Here is a 20036-nt window from a genome sequence, read left to right as displayed (position 1 = left end):
TGCGGTAAAGGACGCAAGTTAGACAATGAAGACTTCTGAAATACGCCGACGCTTCCTCGATTATTTTGTCAGCCAGGGCCATGCCGAAGTAGAGAGTGGTTCTCTGGTACCGGGCAATGATCCGACCTTGTTGTTCACCAACGCCGGTATGGTGCCCTTTAAAGACGTATTCTTGGGCCAGGACAAGCGTTCCTACAGCCGTGCTGTCACGTCTCAGCGCTGCGTGCGCGCTGGCGGTAAGCATAACGACCTGGAAAATGTCGGCTATACCGCTCGCCACCACACCTTCTTCGAAATGCTGGGTAACTTCAGTTTTGGCGATTACTTTAAGCATGATGCCATCCGTTTTGCGTGGACATTCCTGACTCAGGAGCTGGGTCTGCCCAAAGAACGCTTGTGGGTGACGGTCTATCACGATGACGACGAAGCGGCGGATATCTGGATCAACGAAATCGGCGTGCCGGCCGATCGCCTGTCGCGACTGGGCGAGAAAGATAACTTCTGGTCCATGGGCGATACCGGACCTTGCGGTCCGTCCTCAGAAATTTTCTATGACCACGGCCCGGAAGTGCCGGGCGGTCCTCCGGGCAGCCCGGATGATGATCTCGATCGTTACATCGAAATCTGGAACCTGGTGTTCATGCAGTTTGATCAGGCAGCCGATGGTACTCGCACGCCGTTGCCGCGCCCATCCATCGACACCGGCATGGGCTTAGAGCGCCTGGCGGCGGTACTGCAGCACGTGCATTCCAACTACGAAATCGATCTGTTTCAGAACCTGATTCGCGCAGTGATGGACGTCACCGGTTGTGATGACGTTGAAAACCGTTCCCTTCGGGTGATTGCTGACCATATCCGTTCAACAGCGTTTTTGATTATCGACGGCGTGGTGCCGTCGAATGAAGGCCGTGGCTATGTGCTGCGCCGTATTATGCGTCGCGCCATTCGTCATGGTTATAAGTTGGGCCAGAACCAGCCCTTCTTCCATCAATTGATTGATGCACTGGGCCAGGAGATGGGTGAAGCCTATCCGCAGTTGCTCAGCATGAAAGAGCATTTGCAGAAAGTGATTTTGCTGGAGGAAGAGCAGTTTGCCCGCACGCTCGATAATGGCATGCAGGTACTCGAGACGGGCATTGCTGAGCTCAGCGGCAAAACGCTGCCCGGTGAACTGGTGTTTCGTCTGTACGATACCTACGGCTTCCCGGCTGATTTGACCGCCGACGTCGCGCGTGAACGCGATCTTGAAATCGACATGGCCGGTTTCGAAGAGCAGATGGAGGCGCAGCGACAGCGCGCACGTTCGGCCAGTAAATTCCGGATGGACAAAGACCTGGATCTGCAATTGCCTGGCAGCACCGACTTCCTCGGTTACGACAGTCTGGTGGGTGAAGGCCGGGTCATTAAATTGCTGCAAACCGGTGAGTCCGTGGACCAGCTGAACGCTGGCGATGATGGCGTCATTATTCTGGATCGCACCCCATTTTACGCAGAGTCGGGTGGCCAGATTGGCGACCATGGTCAATTGAGCGCAGCGGGCGTTGAGATCGTGGTTGACGATTGCACCAAGCTGCAAGGCCATCATCTTCATCAAGTTCGGGTGCAATCCGGTTCGGTGACATTGGGCGACACCTTACAGGCGACTGTGGCGCGCGCTGAACGTGAAAACACCATGCGTCATCACAGTGCGACGCACTTGCTGCATGCGGCCTTGCGCGAAGTCCTGGGCGATCACGTTCAGCAGCGTGGCTCGTTAGTGACTTACGACAAACTGCGTTTTGACTTCTCTCACCTGGAGGCTGTTACAGCCAAGGAATTGCGTCTGATCGAACAGCGCGTCAACGAGCAGGTGTTTGCCAACACCGAGGTGAGCACAGAATTGATGCCCATCGAGCAAGCCAAGGCGAAAGGTGCCATGGCGTTGTTTGGTGAGAAATACGATGACGAAGTCCGGGTGTTGACCATGGGTGTCGACAACTACTCCATCGAGCTTTGCGGAGGTACGCACGTTCGTCGGACCGGTGATATTGGTCTGGTGCGCCTGGTCTCAGAAACCGGTATCGCTTCCGGTGTGCGTCGCATTGAAGCCGTTGCCGGCCCTTATGCTCTGGCAGACGTTCATCTGCAAGAAGATCGCCTGGATCAGGTATCGGCTGTCTTTAAGACCGGTGCCGACCAGGTGGTTGATCGAGCATCGCAGGCGCAGCAGCGTGTGCGTGAACTGGAACGTACGGTTGAACAACTGAAAACCAAGCTTGCTTCCAGTGCCGGAACGGACTTGGCCGCCAGTGCGGTAGAGATTGGTGGTATCAAGGTGTTGGCGGCGGTACTCGATGGCGCCGATGCAAAAACTTTGCGGACCACGCTCGATCAGTTGAAAGACAAACTGCAGACAGCGGCCATCGTCTTGGCGGCGGTCAATGACGGAAAAGTGCAGTTAGCCGCCGGTGTGACGAAAGACAGTATCGGTCGCCTGAAAGCCGGTGACCTGGTGAACCAGGTCGCCAGCCAGGTTGGCGGTAAGGGCGGCGGTAAACCGGATATGGCCATGGCTGGCGGCAGCGAGCCGGAAAAACTGGCCGATGCGCTGGCGTCAGTGCCAGCCTGGGTCGAACAACAACTGGGCTGAGCAAGTTGCTCAGCCTGAAACAGCATCCTGCAGTCGGGAACGAAACGGATGGCGTTATACGTTCATAAGTACGGCGGCACATCAGTCGGTTCGGTCGAGCGCATCGAACACGTCGCCGATAAAGTAAAAGCCGCTCGCGATGCCGGTGACGACATCATTGTGGTCGTCTCTGCGATGAGTGGTGAAACCAATCGTCTGGTCGACCTGGCGAAAGGGGTCACCGAGCAACCCAATCCTCGTGAGATGGATGTGCTGTTGTCGACGGGCGAGCAAGTCACCATCGCTTTGTTGACCATGGCGCTGCATAAGCGCGGTTGCGCGGCGCGTTCCTATACGGGCGATCAGGTACGCATTCTGACCGACAGCGCTCATACCAAAGCTCGCATTCGGCACATCGACGTCGATGCCATGCAGAAAGACCTCAAAGCCGGCCGTGTGTTGGTGGTTGCTGGCTTTCAGGGTGTTGATGAGCTGGGTAATACCACCACGCTGGGCCGGGGTGGTTCCGATACCACCGCGGTTGCGTTGGCGGCGGCCCTGAAAGCCGATGAATGCCGAATCTATACAGATGTTGATGGCGTCTATACCACCGATCCACGTGTGGTTGACAGTGCCCGTCGTCTGGAGCAAATCACCTTTGAAGAAATGCTGGAAATGGCCAGTCTCGGGTCGAAGGTGCTGCAGATCCGTTCGGTCGAATTTGCAGGCAAATACAATGTGCCGCTGCGCGTGCTGTCCAGCTTTGAAGACGGCCCCGGTACTCTGATTACGCTGGAGGAAGAGAGCAAGATGGAACAGCCCGTCATTTCAGGCATTGCCTTCAATCGGGACGAAGCCAAGCTGACCGTTCTGGGTGTTCCCGATATCCCGGGCGTTGCCAGTCGTATTCTGGGACCGGTGAGCGCGGCGAATATCGAAGTCGATATGATTGTCCAGAACGTGGCCGCCGATAACACCACCGACTTCACCTTCACCGTACATCGCAACGATTACGAGCGCGTTCAGCAGGTGCTGAGCGAAGTTGCCAATGATCTGGGGGCACGCGAAGTGCGCGGCGATTCAGCGATTGGCAAAGTCTCAATCGTTGGCGTGGGCATGCGCTCACACGCCGGCGTGGCATCGAAAATGTTCGATACACTCGCAGCCGAGAACATCAACATCCAGATGATCTCCACCTCAGAGATTAAGGTGTCGGTTGTGATTGCTGAAAAATACCTTGAATTGGCAGTGCGTGCCCTCCATTCAGCATTCGAACTGGATGAGCCTGCAGAAAGCCGCTAAGGTTTCTCAGCATTAAGGATTAAGAAACAGTGCCGTTCGCTGCCCCGATCGGCATTGTGGTTCGACTGAAATTGAGTCGGCCATTGTTAGGTGTAAGTGGTCTTTTCGCGGGGACGTTTCGGGCATTGGTCAATGCGACTAATGGCAGATGGCGAACCTGACGAGAGCTGGATAATGAGAAGTTCCAGATAACTTAGGAGATATTCGATGCTTATTTTGACTCGCCGTGTGGGTGAAACCCTGATGGTGGGTGACGAAGTCACTGTCACCGTGCTTGGCGTCAAAGGGAATCAAGTTCGTATTGGTGTGAATGCCCCCAAAGATGTTGCAGTGCACCGCGAAGAAATCTATCAGCGCATTCAGCGCGAAATGGGTCAGCCGGAAGGTGACGAAGAGGTTTAAGCCTCGGATCTCTAGCTGCCGCCGCTTACCGGATAAGTTGAGCTAATCGCTTAATTTTATTGAGTTTTTTCCTTTCATTTTGGAAATAACGTGGTAAGATGCGCGCCGTTGTTCGGAGAGATGGCCGAGTGGCTGAAGGCGCGCCCCTGCTAAGGGCGTATGGGAGAAATCTCATCGAGGGTTCGAATCCCTCTCTCTCCGCCATTTGCTCTTTCAGTGCTTCTTGATTTCAAGAACACTGTCGCAGCAAAATCGATGATCGGTCGTTGACCGGTCATCGCGTTAAGCGCCCGTAGCTCAGCTGGATAGAGTACCTGGCTACGAACCAGGCGGTCGCACGTTCGAATCGTGCCGGGCGCGCCATTTTCAAGGTCAACTGGACCACTCAGGTTGGGTTGATAACGCTCTCGCTTCAAAAGAGCCTAAAGACGAAGCACTTCGCGCCCGTAGCTCAGCTGGATAGAGTACCTGGCTACGAACCAGGCGGTCGCACGTTCGAATCGTGCCGGGCGCGCCATTTCCTTTCCCCGTTAGTTTCCTGTTTTCTCGTCTCGTTAAGCTGCCAGTTTGGCCGCGCTGCGTAAGTCATTGTCCAGACGTTGGATGTCCGCTTCACCTCTGACCCGTTGCCACAGTTGCTCGGCTTCGGGATGGACCTGTCGTAAGTGATTCAGCCATTGCTTAAGGCGGCCAGCGCAGTAACGCTCCGGCATGGAGAGACGTACTTCTTGCCAAAATTCACCGATCAACGGAGCCAGTTGATGCCAGCTTGTTGTGTCAGCGGTGCTGGATTGCCGAATTCGAAAGGCCAGATCCGGGTTGCGAATGGCACCTCGTCCCAACATCACATCCTCAGTACCCACGATGCTAGTGCAGCGTCGGTAATCGTCGGGTGTCCAGATATCGCCGTTGGCGATCAGCGGCAAGCGGATGTGTTCCGCCAGGTCCGCCAGTTGGTCCCAGTGCGCCGGCGGTGCATAACCCTGGGCTTTGGTGCGGGCGTGTACCGTCAATTCGGTCGCGCCGGCGCTTTCAATGGCTTGAGCGTTTTCAATCATCAGACTGGCGTCGTCATAGCCCAGTCGCATTTTGGCAGATACGACCACCTCTGCCGGCAAAGCCTGGCGGACTGAGCGAACCACTCGAAAGAGAGTCTCCGGCTCACGCAGCAAAATGGCGCCACCTTGACTGCGGTTCACCGTTTTACTGGGGCAGCCAAAGTTAAGGTCCACACCGTGGGAGCCGAGTTCGATGGCCTTTTGAGCATTGGCGGCCATGGCATCCAAGTGATTGCCTAGCAGCTGTACTCGGACCGGGGTGCCGCTGACGGTTGTGCCCTGATTCAACAGTTCCGGGCAAACGCGATGGAAAACGCTGTCCGGCAGCGGACGGTCCACCACACGAACAAATTCCGACACCACCCAGTCGAAGCCGCCTTGGGCGGTGATGAGGCGGCGTAGAAAGTGGTCGGCCAGGCCTTCCATGGGAGCAAGTATCAAGCGCATAGGCGTCGGAATCGGTGGTTTTCAATGCGCCGAAAGTCTAGTCAAACACAGGGCTGGATCAAGAGAAAAAGCGCTGTCAATTCAAGATCTTGCAATGAATTGTTGTGAAAGTTGCCGAACCGGCGTTGGTTGCTTGTGTTCTTATTCTTAGGGTAACCTTTAGCGCGCTTGGGAGTGTCCGCCGGCTGGTCGCGGATAACAAATAAGTACAATGACAGGCCGTTTAAGTGCCCGTCTGAAAACCCAACAGCCCGGCCGTCCAGGGTCCCGGCCATCTCGAATCGGTCGGACCGAGTGCGTCTGCCGGTAGAGCAAGGACCTGTGCTATGTCTAATTTGATGATGAACGGACTTGAGCTGATGCTGCTAGGCATGGGCACCGTCTTCGTCTTCCTCACCGTCCTGGTGATTGGCACCTTTGTGATGTCACGACTGATCATGCTGGCGCCGGGAAACCCTGAACCTGAATCCAAACGCGCTGGCCGTAGTGGCCGCGATGATCTGTCAGAAGTCGCAGCAGTTGCTGCTGCGGTTAAGGCGGTCCACGGACGCTGAATCTGACACAGCATTACGAATTCCACCCTAAGGGCGAGCACCATGACGACTCATAAAAATCCAATTCAACTGACTGACGTCGTATTGCGCGACGCTCATCAGTCGCTGTTCGCGACCCGCCTGCGTCTCGACGACATGCTGCCGATCTGTGAAAAGCTCGATCAAATTGGCTATTGGTCGGTCGAATCCTGGGGCGGCGCCACCTTTGACGCCTGTATTCGCTACCTGGGTGAAGACCCTTGGGAGCGCATTCGTGAATTGAAGAAGGCGATGCCCAATACCCGTCAGCAAATGTTGCTGCGCGGCCAGAATTTACTGGGTTACCGCCACTACGCCGATGATGTGGTTGATCGCTTTGTGGAGCGTGCGGTCACTAACGGTGTGGATGTCTTCCGTGTATTTGACGCCATGAACGACCCACGCAACCTGCAGCGGGCCATGGCGGCGGTTAAGAAAAATGGCGCCCACGCTCAAGGCACGATCTCTTACACCACCAGTCCCGTGCACAACACCGACGCCTGGGTTGAGCTGGCTCAGCAGGTTGCCGAGATGGGCGCCGATTCGCTGGCGATCAAAGACATGGCCGGCATCTTGACGCCATACGATGCCTACGAATTGGTCAGCCGTTTGAAAGCAACGCTCGATATTCCGATTGCGCTGCATTGCCACGCAACGGCGGGTTTGTCGTCGATGACCATCATGAAAGCCATTGAGGCGGGCATTGACCGGGTCGACACCGCCATTTCATCCATGTCGATGACTTACGGCCATTCGCCGACCGAATCAATCGTTGCCATGTTGCAGGGCACTGACCGTGATCCTGGCTTTGATCTGCATAAGTTGGAAGAAATCGCCGCCTATTTCCGCACCGTGCGTAAAAAATACGCCGATTTTGAAGGCCAGCTGCGCGGTGTGGATTCGCGCATCCTGGTGGCTCAGGTGCCGGGTGGCATGCTGACCAATATGGAAAGCCAGCTGAAAGAGCAGGGCGCCGGCGACAAATTCGATCAGGTGCTTGAGGAAATTCCACGCGTTCGCGAAGACCTCGGGTACATCCCCTTGGTGACACCGACGTCTCAGATCGTTGGTACGCAAGCGGTGCTTAACGTGCTCACCGGAGAACGCTACAAGTCGATCTCCAAAGAAACTCAGGCCATTCTCAAAGGTGAGTATGGTTCGGCGCCGGCTCCGTTTAACAGTGATCTGCAAGGTAAGGTGCTCGATGGTGCTCAAGCCATTACCTGCCGTCCTGCGGATCTGATTGAAGCCGAGATGGACCGGCTCAGTGAAGAGTTGGCGGACATCGCTAAAGAGAAAGGCTTTCAGCTGGCAGACGCGGCCGTCGATGATGTGCTGACCTATGCCCTGTTCCCTCAGATTGGCCTGAAATTCCTGGAAAACCGTGGCAATCCGGATGCCTTTGAACCGGCACCAACGCAAGCCAGTGCCAGCGCAGCAAAGGCGGGCGGTGACAGCGGTACGTACACCGTCGAAGTGAATGGCAAATCCTATGTTGCTGAGGTGGATGCCAGTGGCGATGTCAGCGTCAGTATCAACGGTAAAGCTTATAAAACGCGCATCAGTGAAGGGGGCGAAGTGACGGCATCGGCCGCAGCGCCCGCAGCCAGCGGCCTGGATATTCCAGCGCCTCTGGCGGGTAACATCTTCAAAGTGCTGGTGCAGCCGGGCGACAGCGTGGAAGAGGGTGAAGTCGTGATGATCCTCGAAGCGATGAAAATGGAAACCGAAGTCAGTGCGCCACAGGCGGGCACCGTCAGTGCGGTTTCGGTTAAGGCGGGCGACTCAGTGTCCGTCGGCGACACCCTGCTGACGCTGTGAGGATGGCATGGATAAACTGAATCTGTTGTTGAGTCAGTCGGGCTTCGCCAACCTCACCATCGGCCCGTTGTCGATGATTGTGGTTGGCCTGGTGCTGATCTTTCTGGCCATCCGAAAAGGCTTTGAACCGCTGCTGTTATTGCCCATAGGCTTTGGCGCCATTCTGGTCAATATTCCGGAAGCGGGCATGTATGCCGCGCCGGTTTACGATGCCCAGGGCCATTTGGTCGCTGCCGGCGGGCTGCTGTATTACGTCTACCACATCGGTATCGAAAGCGGTGTCTTCCCATTGCTGATCTTTATGGGTGTCGGTGCGATGACCGATTTTGGCCCCATGCTGGCCAACCCGAAAACGCTGTTCCTGGGCGCTGCGGCTCAGTTCGGCATTTTTGGCACCATCATCGGTGCCGTCTGGATGAGTTCGATGGGCTGGATGGATTTCTCGCTGACCGATGCCGCCGCCATTGGCATTATCGGTGGTGCGGACGGGCCGACTTCCATCTTTATTGCCAGTCGCTTGGCGCCAGAACTGCTCGGTGCCATTGCTGTTGCAGCATACAGCTACATGGCGTTGGTGCCGTTGATTCAGCCGCCGATCATGCGTTTGCTGACTACCAAGAAAGAACGCGCCATTACCATGACGCAGCTGCGAGTGGTCTCCAAGCGTGAGAAGATCATCTTCCCGTTGCTGGTGCTGGTTCTGGTGGCGCTGTTTCTGCCGTCGGCCACACCGCTGCTGGGCATGTTCTGTTTCGGTAACCTGATGCGTGAAAGCGGCGTTGTCGATCGTTTAAGTGATACCGCTCAGAATGCGTTAATGAACACCGTCACCATTTTTCTCGGTCTGGCGGTCGGCTCAAAACTCAGCGCTGAAGCCTTCTTGAACGTTGAAACATTAGGCATTCTGCTGCTGGGGCTGGGCGCTTTCTGCGTAGGTACGATGACCGGTCTGTTGATGGCCAAGCTGATGAACATCTTCAGTAAAACACCGATCAACCCCTTGATCGGGTCGGCCGGTGTTTCTGCGGTACCGATGGCCGCCCGGGTTTCCAACAAGGTCGGGTTGGAAGCCAACAACCAAAACTTCCTGCTGATGCACGCCATGGGGCCGAATGTGGCTGGTGTGATTGGTTCTGCTGTGGCAGCGGGCGTGTTGCTGGCCTATCTGGGCTGAATTCGCTGGCTTGACTGTAAACGCCGCCATCGGGCGGCGTTTTTCGTTCTGGGCGGCTATTTGGTCGTTCGCCCGGCCATGGCATACTGCCGTTTTGATTTTTCCCCTTTAAGGATGGTTCATGGAAATTCTGGCGTCTTTTTCGGCCCTGACCTGGTTCTTTATGGTGGCGATTCTGGGCTTGTTGCTGTATTTCCACGGTCCCGTTTATTCAGCGCATACCGCTAACTACACCCCCAGTATTCTGACCTCTATCGGCATCTTCGGTACCTTTATCGGGGTGGCGTTGGGGCTGGCAGGTTTTGATACCACCGATATTCAAGCCAGCGTTCCCGATTTGCTGAACGGTTTAAAAACTGCGTTTTGGACGTCCATTGCCGGTCTGGCCGGTGCGTTGACGATAAAGTTCCGTTACGCCATTTCCAGCATGAGAGTTCGGGCACATCGCGAAGCCAAGCAGACGGCGACCATGGACGATCTGGCCTGGCATCTGGAGCGCATTTCTAACCATCTCAGTGGTGAGGATGATGAAGCGCTAACGGTGATGCTTAAAGACCAGCATCAGGCACAACTGGCCCGCCAGCAGGAAATGGTGGATGTCATCCGTAACTACCAGGCGGACATGACCGAAGCCAACAAAACGGCGCTGCAAGAAGCCATTGGCCATGTGATGCGTGAATTTAACACTCGCATTGAAGAACAGTATGGCGAAAACTTCCGCCGCCTGAACGAAGCCGTCGGTCGAATGGCCGAATGGCAACAGCAGAACCGTGAGCAAATCAACGAACTGGTCGAGAGCAATAAGATCAGCGCTGAAAGCGCGCGTGCCGGTGCCGAAGCGTTCGAGCGACTGATCAAACAGACGCAGTCTTTCACCAGCGTCGCCGAAGATATGGAAACGTTGCTCTCGGCACTGCGCACCCAAAGCGAAAACCTGCGCGACTATCTGTCGACCTTCTCGTCATTGGTGGCCGATGCCCATCAAGGGCTACCGCAATTGGAAAATCGCATTTTGCAATTAACCGATACGCTGCGAGACGTGGTAGAAGGGCAGGGCGCACAGATGCGGCAATTGCTCGAAGACGCCGCCGGTGGCATTCGCGATACCAGCGAAAAAGTGAACGAAGCGTTGGTCAACGGCACCGCCGCCGCTCAGACCCGTCTGGGCCAGCAGTTGAATGAATTGCTCGAACGTAATGACGTTCAGATCAAAAAACTGGACGAGGCGATGGAAGCCGAGTTGAACAAGGCATTGAAATCCTTCGGTTACCAATTGACCGCCTTGTCGGAGAAGTTCGTTAACGACTACACGCCGCTGACCGATCGACTGCACGATCTGATTAAGGCCGCGGAAGCGTCCAAATGAACAGCAATCAAGAACACATCGAACAGGAAGAACATTGGGTTTCGGTCAGTGACTTGATGGCCGGCTTGATGATGGTTTTTCTGCTGGTCGCCATTGTGTTTATGGTCAACGCAGAAATAGAACGCAACAAAGTACGCGATGTGGCGATTTTGTATGACCGCTTACGAACCCAGCTGTACCAGGATCTGGTTAATGAGTTTGCACCGGATCTGGATCGCTGGGGGGCGGAAATCGATCCGGATTTGAGCATTCGCTTTAACCGTGAAGAGCTGACTTTTGCTCAGGGCGAAAGTAACTTACGGCCGGAATTTGAAGGCATTTTAAGCGAATTCTTCCCGCGCTATTTGCGCATCATTACGTCGGAAAAATATCGCCATGATATTGCCGAAGTGCGTATTGAAGGTCATACCTCCAGCGGTTGGGCCGGTCAAAGTGAAGACGATGCCTACATTTTGAATATGGGCTTGAGCCAGGCGCGCACTCGTTCAGCGCTCGACTATGTGTTGAATTTGAACGCTGTCGAAACGGAGCGTGACTGGCTGAAAGAACATATGACCGCTAATGGACTGTCGTCTTCAAAACCGGTACTGAATGCCAATGGCAATGAAGACTCCGATCGTTCCCGGCGCGTCGAATTTCGAGTGCGGACGGACGCTGAAAGTCGCATTGCATCCATTCTTGAGAGCCAGCTGTAATGGAGTTGGAAGACTTTCTGCAGTTCGAGCCGTTTAACCAGTTGCGTGCAGCCATGGGCACCGACAAGTTAGGTTACTTTGAACTGTTCGATCCGGCCATCCATGTGACCGGTGAAGAGCGTTCGCAGTTGGATCGCCAGGGTCTGACGTTGCCCAGCCATCAGGTGGGCCGTTTGCTCGATCATACGCTGTGCTATAAAAACACTCGGGTGGTGCTGGTTGGTCAGGGCTGCTATCACCTGTCACACTGCGAGTCGTTGCAAGCGGGTGATGAAGTGACCATTGCCACCAGTGCATACCCGCTGAATCCGGTACTTTCTGTGTGTCCGTCCTGTTTACAGCTGTTGGGCTATCAGGGGTACGACGCCCAAAAGGCGCGTAAAGAAGGGTATAACGCCCGGGTTCTGGCTGACTTTTCGTTGCCACAGTTTTGGCAAGAGTATCCGCCTTACCCCATCAAGCGCGACCGTGAGTTGGTCAAAGCGCTGGACTGAATCCCTGTCTGCTCTGTCACGGATATTCAACCGGGTTCGGTTATACTGCCGCGCCCACCTTTTGATGAGGAACCGCATGTCTCGCCTTCGCCTTCTGGTTGTTTCATCTATGGTCGCCCTGCTCAGCGGTTGTGCGGCCATGCAACTGCCTGACAATTTGTCGGGTGCCATTCTCGACAGCGATGATTTACAAACCGTCGAAGACGGTTTGCCCAGCTATTTGCTGATGATTGACGCTCTGGTGGAAACCTACCCTAAAAGTGAAGAAATGAAGCGGACGGCGGCGACCTTGAACGGCGCTTACGCCGGCGTGTTTGTTGACGTGGAAGCGGTTGAACGTCGCCAGAACATGACCGCCAAAGCGCTGAATTATGCGTTCGATGCCTTCTGTACTTATGACAAAGATGCCTGCGAGCTGCGCGATGTACCGCCCGATGAACTGGCGTCTGTATTGTCGCAATGGGACGGCGAAGACGATTTGCCGTATCTCTACACATTGGGCACCACCTGGGCTGGCTATATCCAGGCGCACAGTGACGACTGGTTGGCCGTCGCTGAATTGGGGCAGGCACAGTCTGTTCTGGAGCAGGCGGTGAGCATTGAGCCAGGTTATGAAAAGGGCACCGTGCTGCTTTATCTGGGCGTGATGAATTCCATTTTGCCGCCGAGTCTGGGGGGCAAGCCCGACGTCGCTCAGGATTATTTCGAGCGTGCTCTGACAGCGGCCGACGGCGACAACCTCATTATTCAGGTTTACTACGCTTCGCAGTATGCGCGATTGTTGTTTGATCGGGAGCTGCACGACCGTTTGCTTCAGGAAGCATTAAGCAGTGATCCCTATGTTGAAGGACTGACGCTGCAGAACATTTATGCGCAGCAGGAGGCCGCTCGTTTGCTGGCCAGTGCTGACGACTATTTTTAAAGGATTGAATCAATGACAACAGCCCCAGTGCGTAACCTCATTGCGCTTGCTTTAGTGTCGCTGACCACTCTGGCCAGCGCCACGACCTTAAAAATTTCCACTCAATACCCCGACGGTAATGCGGTTTTGAATGAACTGCGTCGAGCCGGGCAGGCGATCGAAAGCCGTACCGAAGGCCGGGTCTCGGTGCGGTTTTATCCTGGTGGTGTGATGGGTGACGACCAGGCGGTACAACGTAAGATTCGTATCGGTCAGTTGCACGGAGCCCTGGTGCAAAGTGGCGCTTTGGCGAACGCTTATCGCGATGCACAGGTACTGAATGCGCCTTTGCTGTTTCGAAACTATCAAGAAGTGGATGTGGTCCGCGATGAGGTGGACCCCATTATCACGGCCGGGCTATCGGACAATGGCTGGAAGACGTTTGGTCTGATTGAAGCCGGTTTTGCTTATGGTATGAGTCAGAACCCTATTCTGACGCTGGGCGATCTTGAACAGCAAAAACTGTGGTTACCGGCCAATGATCCGCTGTCGGAACAGGTGGCTCGGGCGTTCGATATTAATCCCATCGTGCTCAATATTGGCGACGTTCTGACCGGATTGCAGACCGGTGCGATCGATGCCATTGTCGCCCCGCCGGTCGGCGCCATTACCTTGCAATGGTACAGCCGACTGGACTATCTGACCGACGCGCCCTTTATGTACACCTACGGTGTGTTAGCACTGCATGAACGTGCGCTCCGTGGCGTCTCTGATGCCGACCTTGCGGTTATCGATGATGAATTCGCGACGGCCAGTCAGGTCATCGACAGCCAGACACGCGAGGACAATCGCCGAGCACTGGAAGCCTTGCAGCAGTTAGGAATTGAGGTGCTGCATCCGCAAGCGGAAGATCGTCAGGCATTGGAGCGTGAGTCGACTCGCGCCACTCAGCGTTTGATCGAAGAAGGTCAGTTTTCGCAGCAGATTTTTGATCGGGTAGAAGCCTTATTGATGCAGGTGCGCAGCGAATCATGAAGTGGTTTCGGCGTCTGGATTCTGGTCTGGCTTGGGTTGAAACCGTCTTATTGGCGATGACGCTCTTTATTATGATCGGTTTGGCGGTGCTGCAAATCGGTCTGCGTAATCTGGTTGGTACGTCTTGGTTCTGGATCGATCCGGCGAATCGGTTGCTGGTATTGTGGCTGGCATTGCTGGGCGCAATGGTGGCTACACGCAAAGGCGAACACATAGCCATCGACGCCTTACGCCATTATGTCAGTGGTGTTTGGTCAGTGGTGGTTGAACGCTTAGCCGCCAGCTTTGCGGCAGTTCTGACCGGCATCATGGCCTGGCAATCGACGCGCTTTGTCATCGATGAATACCGTTTTGATACCACCACCTTTGCCGAGCTTCCGGCTTGGCCTTTTGAGCTGATTATGCCTGTTGCCTTTGGTCTGATGGCGTTGCGTTTTGCCGGTCAGGTACTCGCGGGCCGCCCGGAGGTGAGTCATGTCTAGTTTGATGTCGGCCGTGATTGCGGCTTTTGCGGTGCTGGGCGCGCCCTTATTTGTGGTCATCCTGGCTGCCGCAGCCTGGGGGTTCTGGGCCGCGGATATCGACTTGATGGTGTTACCGATCGAGCTGTACCGGCTGACTGAAAACACGCTGTTAATGGCATTGCCCCTGTTTGCCTTTGCTGGCTATTTGCTCAGTGAAAGTCGTACTGCTGATCGGTTGGTTCGGGTATCCAATGCGGCACTGGGCTGGTTGCCCGGCGGCAGCATTTTGATAGCGCTGCTGGCGTGTGCCTTTTTTACCATGCTCACTGGTGGCTCGGGTGTCACCATCGTCGCCTTGGGGGCATTGTTGGTCCCAGCACTCACTCGTGCCGGTTACAGTGAACGCTTTTCACTGGGTCTGGTGACGACCTCCGGCAGTCTGGGCCTGTTGTTGCCGCCAGCGATTCCGTTGATTCTTTATGGCATCGTCGCACAGCAAATGGACATCAGTGGTGTCGCCATTCAAGACCTCTTTTTGGCGGGCCTGATTCCGGCGTTGCTGATGATTTTGGCACTGTGGGGGCTGGGGTTGTGGCAGCAACGTCATCAATCGGTGCCGCTGGTGCCATTCAATGCGCGCGAGTTGGGCGCCGCTCTTTGGGAAGCCAAGTGGGAACTGGGCATCCCGGTGATTGTGATCGGTGGTCTGTTCAGTGGCTGGTTGGTGGTGTCCGATATTGCCGCCATTACAGCGCTTTATGTATTGGTCATTGAAGTCTTGGTCTATCGCGAAGTGCCGGTTCGGCGCCTGGGCAGCATTGCAACCGAAGCCATGAAAGTGGTCGGTGGCATCCTGCTAATTTTGGGTGTGGCGCTGGCGTTTACCAACCTGATGATTGACCTGCGGATACCCGATCATGTGTTTTCCTGGGTCAGTACGCATATCGACAGTCGTTGGGCGTTCTTGCTCTTTCTGAACGTGGCGCTGCTCGTGCTCGGTGCTGTGCTGGATATCTTTGCGGCGTTGATCATTATTGTCCCGCTGATTTTGCCGGTTGCGCAGCAATACGGTATCGATCCGGTCCATCTGGGTATTATTTTCGTCGCGAATATGCAGATTGGCTATTTCACGCCGCCGGTCGGCATGAATCTGTTCATCGCCAGCTATCGTTTCAAGCGCTCAATCACTGAACTATATCTGGCAACGCTACCGATGATGTTGGTGCTGATGGCCGTGGTTCTGCTGATCACCTATTGGGAAGGCATGGTGCTTTGGCTGGTACGCTAAGCGGGTCCGGCCAATCTCTAAAAAGTTACGCTAAACGTTTGACTCCATTGAGAAAATCGCTAAAATGCGCAGCACTTTCGAGGCAGCAAAGACGCTTTTGAGGCGCCTGAGCCGCTCGCAAGTATCCAGCCGGAAGGCTTAAAATTCAGCGTTATGGGCTGGGTCGCGAGCTGGAATGCCAGCCCAGTCGACTCTCGTCCGTTCCGCCATTTTTCGTCTTATTGCTAAGGGTTAGGTCGTAAGCTGGTATGACAGTCCAGCGGAGTAACGACCAACCATCATCCGTTCATTCCGTCTTTTCTCATTTTTTCCCTGCTTGTAACTTTGTCCGGCTGTTCAGCTAGGACGATTCGCTTTTCTGTTTGCTATCCATTCCTCTCGTTTTTGCTAGCCTGTCGTATGGCGTCGATGGGGTTACTGTTTCTAGCAGCGACCAGTTCTTGCTTGACTCTAATGACCCCCTGTGGTGCCATTCGCGCAATTAAAACAACTGTTTGAAACGGGTGAAAGAATCGCCATGTCCAGTGCTTATCCTGCTCTGTTCCAACCTCTCGATGTCGGCCCCTTTGTCCTGAAAAATCGTTTTTTGATGGGCTCGATGCATACCGGCCTGGAAGAAGCCAAAGGCGGTTTTGAGCGCATGGCGGCGTTCTATGCCGAGCGTGCTCGTGGTGGTGTGGCGTTAATCGTCACCGGCGGCATTTCGCCCAACGACGAAGGTGTGACCTATCCCGGTGGCGCCAAGCTGACCAACGATGATGAAGCCAACTCTCACCGGCTGATTACTGATGCAGTACACGAAGCAGGTGGCCGTATTTGTATGCAGATTCTGCATACGGGTCGCTATGCGTATGTGCCACACAATGTGTCGGCCTCTGCCTTGCAAGCGCCGATTAATCCCTTTCAACCGAAAGAGTTGGACGATGCGGGGGTGGAACGCACCATTGACGACTTTATTCGTTGCGCCCGGTTGGCCAAGCAGGCTGGGTACGATGGCGTCGAAGTGATGGGGTCAGAGGGGTATCTGATTAACCAGTTCACGGCGCCTCGGACCAATCATCGCGATGATCGCTGGGGCGGCGAAAACGAAGGTCGCATCAGCCTGGCTGAACACATAGTGCGGGGCATTCGCGCGGAATGCGGTGATGATTTTCTGGTCGTCTACCGGTTGTCGATGATTGATCTGGTCGCGGATGGCAACACCTGGGATGAGATCGTCGATCAGGCTCACCGCATAGAAGCCGCTGGCGCGCATCTGCTCAATACTGGCATTGGCTGGCATGAGGCGAGGGTGCCGACCATCGTCACGTCGGTTCCGCGGGCTGCCTTTGTTGCGGTGACCGAACGCATTCGTAAAGAAGTCGGAATTCCTGTGGTGGCCTGTAACCGCATTAATACGCCGGAGGTGGCTGAACGCATTGTCGCCAGTGGCCAGGCGGATATGGTGTCGATGGCGCGGCCGTTCCTGGCCGATGCCGACTTCGTGAACAAGGCTGAAGCGGATGATGCGGATGCCATCAATACTTGCATCGCTTGTAACCAGGCTTGCCTTGATCATGTGTTCGAGTTGAAGCCGGCTTCCTGCCTGGTTAACCCGCGTGCCGGTCGGGAAACCGAGTTGAACTATTTGCCCGCTAAACAGGCCAAGCGTGTTGCGGTGGTCGGTGCCGGCCCAGGTGGGTTATCAGCGGCCGTGGTGGCGGCTCAGCGCGGGCACCACGTGACGTTGTTTGACGAACACGAGGTTATCGGTGGTCAGTTCAATCTGGCCCGACGCATTCCCGGTAAAGAAGAGTTCAGTGAGACGTTGCGATATTTCCGAGTTCATCTGGAGCGCTTGGGCGTAGTGCAGACACTGGGGCGCACCGTCAGCGCTGAAGAATTGGCGCAATTCGATGAGGTGATTGTCGCTACGGGAATTGTGCCGCGCACACCGGCCATCGATGGCATTGATCATCCGTCCGTGGTGTCATATGTCGATTTGGTGTCCGGCAAAGTTAAACCGGGTCAGAACGTCGCTGTGATTGGCGCAGGCGGCATTGGTTTTGATGTCGGCGAAGTGCTGGTGCACGGAGAGGTAAGCCCGAGTCTGGATATCGATGCGTTTGCTCGTGAATGGGGTGTCGATTTCAACGTGACCGGTCGAGGTGGTTTGGTTGCACCGCAGCCCGAACCCAGCCCTCGCCAGGTTTGGCTGTTGCAGCGTAAGTCATCCAAGTTGGGTAAAAATTTGGGTAAAACGACGGGTTGGGTCCATCGCGCCACCTTGAAACACAAGGGCGTTGAATTCCTCTCTGGCGTTGACTATCAACACATCGATGACGATGGCCTGCACATCCGGGTTGAAGGCGAGGCTCAGACGTTGCCGGTCGACCAAATTGTCATCTGCGCCGGTCAGGAATCCCGTCTCGATCTGTTCGATGCGCTCGAAGCGATGGGTAAAACGTCGCATCGTATCGGTGGTGCGTTTAAAGCCGGCGAACTGGATGCCAAGCGCGCCATTCGCCAGGGCGCGGAAGTCGCAGCCGAGTTGTAAGGCGAAAGCCGGTCTAACCCGCTGGCTGTGTTACACTGCGCGGCTTTCAATAGCCAGAGACTTCCATGGCCAAGATCAATTGGTTTCCCGGCCATATGGCCAAGGCGCGGCGTCAGATCGGCGAGCTGATGCCGAAGATCGATGTCGTTATCGAAATCCTCGACGCCCGCCTGCCACAATCCAGCATGAACCCCATTCTCGGTCAGGTGCGCGGTGACAAACCGGTCGTGCGTCTGCTGTCGAAAGTCGACCTGGCTGACCCGGACATCACCGAAGCCTGGCGTCGGCATTTCAGCGAAGAGCACAATATCTCCGTGCTGCCGTTGGAAATTACCGATCGTCGCCAGATCAAACGCGTTCCCGATTTGTGCCGCAAACTGGCGCCTTACCGAGGCGGTGTTGGTAAGCCGGTTAGAGCCTTGGTCATGGGCATTCCCAACGTGGGCAAATCGACGTTATTAAACGGCCTGGCTGGGCGCCGCATTGCCAAGGTGGGTGATGAACCGGCGGTTACGCGTCGCCAGCAACGCATCCAAATCGCCGATGACTTCACCTTAATGGATACACCCGGCGTGATGTGGCCATCGCCCGACAGTGAAGTCGGTGGCTATCGTCTGGCCGCCTCTGGCGCGATTCGCGACACCGCGGTCGAATACGAAGACATTGCTTTGTTTGCTGTCGATTACCTGATGCAACGCTACCCGGAGCGTCTCCAGGAACGCTACAAGCTCAATGAACTGCCCGACAGCGCTATGGATTGCATGGCCGCGATTGCCCGTCAACGCGCTTGTGCGCCGGGCGGCCATGTCGATTGGCATCGAGTCAGTGAGATTGTGTTGAAGGAATTGCGTGGTGGTGTTTTAGGCCGCATCAGCCTGGAAGAGCCGGGCCGCGAAGTGCCGTATCGGGATTTGGAAGCGGACGATCAGTCAACTTTCTGATGCCCCATCAACGCCCGGATATGCGCCTCAGCACTGTCGGCCAGTGCCTTCAGGTGATAACCACCTTCGAGCATTGACACGATACGACCGTCACACACTTCTTCGGCTACTTCGACGATACGGCGGGTGATCCAGTCGTAGTCGTCGGTCTGCCAGTTCAGTTGGCCCATGGGGTCGAGTGTGTGGGCGTCGAAACCGGCGGAGATAAAGATCATTTCCGGCTGGTGATCCAGCAGCGCCGGTTTCCAGCGTGTTTCCCAATCGGCTTTTAAATCGTCCGCAGTGGCGAAAGTGATTTGCGGGGAAAGTACGATGTGCGGGTGTTCGCTGGCCCAGTGAGAGTTCGGATAAAACGGGTGCTGGAAGCTGGAGCAGACCAGAATTTCCGGCCGGCTTTCAAAGGCTTCAATGGTGCCGTTGCATTGGTGTACATCGAAGTCGATAACGGCTACGCGTTTCAAGCCGTGTTCGGCAATCGCGTGGGCGGCGGCTACGGCGATGTTGTTAAAGAAACAAAAGCCCATGGTGACGTCGGGTTCGGCGTGGTGGCCCGGCGGGCGAATGGCGCAGAAGGCGCGTTGGTATTCGCCAGCCATGATGGCATCAACAGCGCCGGTGCCGGCACCCACAGCGCGATAGGCGGCTTCCCAGGTGTAAGGCCCCATCAGCGTGTCGGGGTCGGCCAGGATTAATCCGTGTTGGGGGCTGATTCGTTCGAGCTGTTCAATGTAGATATCGCTGTGCACGCGGCGCACGGTTTCAGGGCCATCGAGGCGAGCCTCACGTACGTCGAGCTGATGGATCAGGCCGGTATCGTCCAGTCGGCCAAGAATCGCTTCCAGGCGCTGCGGCGATTCCGGATGGCCGTCGCCCATGTCGTGCAACTGACACACCGGATGATGGATGAGCGCTGTTCGAATCATGCGGCTGGT

Annotated in this window: 17 protein-coding genes and 3 tRNA genes; 18 read left to right on the top strand and 2 right to left on the bottom strand. The window is 55.6% G+C overall.

Annotation, left to right across the window (positions count from 1 at the left end; genetic code table 11):
• The first annotated feature begins 25 nt into the window (after positions 1 to 25).
• The 6 genes from alaS (at position 26) to BGP77_RS16725 (ending at position 4829) form a co-directional block, all read left to right on the top strand.
• Positions 26 to 2629: an alanine--tRNA ligase gene (gene alaS / locus BGP77_RS16750; protein ID WP_108165840.1), complete on the top strand. Its 2604-nt coding sequence runs from the start codon at positions 26 to 28 to the stop codon at positions 2627 to 2629.
• 48 nt (positions 2630 to 2677) lie between these two features.
• Entirely contained in the window at positions 2678 to 3910 is a 1233-nt protein-coding gene (locus BGP77_RS16745; protein ID WP_108165839.1) for an aspartate kinase, read from the top strand.
• Positions 3911 to 4117: 207 nt separating this feature from the next.
• Complete coding sequence (csrA, locus tag BGP77_RS16740) at positions 4118 to 4312, top strand: carbon storage regulator CsrA (protein ID WP_108165838.1); 195 nt, start codon at positions 4118 to 4120, stop codon at positions 4310 to 4312.
• Between the two features lie 114 nt (positions 4313 to 4426).
• Positions 4427 to 4516 (top strand) — tRNA-Ser (locus tag BGP77_RS16735).
• 82 nt (positions 4517 to 4598) lie between these two features.
• A tRNA-Arg gene (locus tag BGP77_RS16730) sits at positions 4599 to 4675 on the top strand.
• 77 nt (positions 4676 to 4752) lie between these two features.
• Positions 4753 to 4829, top strand: a tRNA-Arg gene (locus BGP77_RS16725).
• A gap of 37 nt (positions 4830 to 4866) precedes the next feature.
• Here BGP77_RS16725 and BGP77_RS16720 read toward each other — a convergent pair.
• A complete protein-coding gene (locus BGP77_RS16720; protein WP_108165837.1) occupies positions 4867 to 5817 on the bottom strand; it encodes a tRNA-dihydrouridine synthase in 951 nt (316 codons plus the stop codon).
• Between the two features lie 326 nt (positions 5818 to 6143).
• On the opposite strand from BGP77_RS16720, the gene BGP77_RS16710 reads away from it, so the two are divergent.
• From BGP77_RS16710 to ylqF, 12 genes are all read left to right on the top strand, one after another.
• Positions 6144 to 6371: an OadG family protein gene (locus BGP77_RS16710; protein WP_108165835.1), complete on the top strand. Its 228-nt coding sequence runs from the start codon at positions 6144 to 6146 to the stop codon at positions 6369 to 6371.
• 42 nt (positions 6372 to 6413) lie between these two features.
• Positions 6414 to 8210: a sodium-extruding oxaloacetate decarboxylase subunit alpha gene (oadA, locus tag BGP77_RS16705; protein ID WP_108165834.1), complete on the top strand. Its 1797-nt coding sequence runs from the start codon at positions 6414 to 6416 to the stop codon at positions 8208 to 8210.
• 7 nt (positions 8211 to 8217) lie between these two features.
• The gene (locus BGP77_RS16700) at positions 8218 to 9384 is read left to right on the top strand and encodes a sodium ion-translocating decarboxylase subunit beta (RefSeq protein ID WP_108165833.1); all 1167 of its coding nucleotides are present in this window, start codon (positions 8218 to 8220) and stop codon (positions 9382 to 9384) included.
• Positions 9385 to 9505: 121 nt separating this feature from the next.
• Positions 9506 to 10750 carry a hypothetical protein gene (locus tag BGP77_RS16695; protein WP_108165832.1) on the top strand — a complete coding sequence of 415 codons (1245 nt, stop codon included), beginning with the start codon at positions 9506 to 9508 and terminating at the stop codon, positions 10748 to 10750.
• A complete protein-coding gene (locus BGP77_RS16690) occupies positions 10747 to 11445 on the top strand; it encodes an OmpA family protein (RefSeq protein ID WP_108165831.1) in 699 nt (232 codons plus the stop codon). The genes BGP77_RS16695 and BGP77_RS16690 overlap by 4 nt, the downstream gene beginning before the upstream one ends.
• The gene (locus tag BGP77_RS16685) at positions 11445 to 11939 is read left to right on the top strand and encodes a hypothetical protein (protein WP_108165830.1); all 495 of its coding nucleotides are present in this window, start codon (positions 11445 to 11447) and stop codon (positions 11937 to 11939) included. Before BGP77_RS16690 ends, BGP77_RS16685 begins: the two co-directional genes overlap by 1 nt.
• A 76-nt stretch (positions 11940 to 12015) precedes the next feature.
• Complete coding sequence (locus tag BGP77_RS16680; RefSeq protein WP_233252382.1) at positions 12016 to 12861, top strand: TRAP transporter TatT component family protein; 846 nt, start codon at positions 12016 to 12018, stop codon at positions 12859 to 12861.
• A 12-nt stretch (positions 12862 to 12873) separates the two neighbouring features.
• Positions 12874 to 13875: a TRAP transporter substrate-binding protein DctP gene (dctP, locus tag BGP77_RS16675; protein WP_108165828.1), complete on the top strand. Its 1002-nt coding sequence runs from the start codon at positions 12874 to 12876 to the stop codon at positions 13873 to 13875.
• Positions 13872 to 14357, top strand: a complete 486-nt coding sequence (locus tag BGP77_RS16670; protein WP_108165827.1) for a TRAP transporter small permease — start codon at positions 13872 to 13874, stop codon at positions 14355 to 14357. Before dctP ends, BGP77_RS16670 begins: the two co-directional genes overlap by 4 nt.
• Positions 14350 to 15627, top strand: coding sequence for a TRAP transporter large permease (locus BGP77_RS16665; protein ID WP_108165826.1), 1278 nt, complete (start codon positions 14350 to 14352; stop codon positions 15625 to 15627). Before BGP77_RS16670 ends, BGP77_RS16665 begins: the two co-directional genes overlap by 8 nt.
• A gap of 517 nt (positions 15628 to 16144) precedes the next feature.
• Entirely contained in the window at positions 16145 to 18163 is a 2019-nt protein-coding gene (locus BGP77_RS16660) for an NADPH-dependent 2,4-dienoyl-CoA reductase (protein WP_108166018.1), read from the top strand.
• Positions 18164 to 18228: 65 nt separating this feature from the next.
• Positions 18229 to 19104, top strand: a complete 876-nt coding sequence (gene ylqF / locus BGP77_RS16655; RefSeq protein WP_108165825.1) for a ribosome biogenesis GTPase YlqF — start codon at positions 18229 to 18231, stop codon at positions 19102 to 19104.
• On the opposite strand, the gene BGP77_RS16650 is transcribed toward ylqF, so the two are convergent.
• Positions 19089 to 20027: a histone deacetylase family protein gene (locus BGP77_RS16650; protein ID WP_108165824.1), complete on the bottom strand. Its 939-nt coding sequence runs from the start codon at positions 20025 to 20027 to the stop codon at positions 19089 to 19091. The genes ylqF and BGP77_RS16650 overlap by 16 nt on opposite strands.
• Between the last annotated feature and the right edge of the window lie 9 nt (positions 20028 to 20036).

It is taken from the genome of Saccharospirillum sp. MSK14-1, from assembly GCF_003054965.1.
GTDB lineage: Bacteria > Pseudomonadota > Gammaproteobacteria > Pseudomonadales > Natronospirillaceae > Saccharospirillum.
This window is presented reverse-complemented; position numbering and strand designations above follow the sequence as displayed.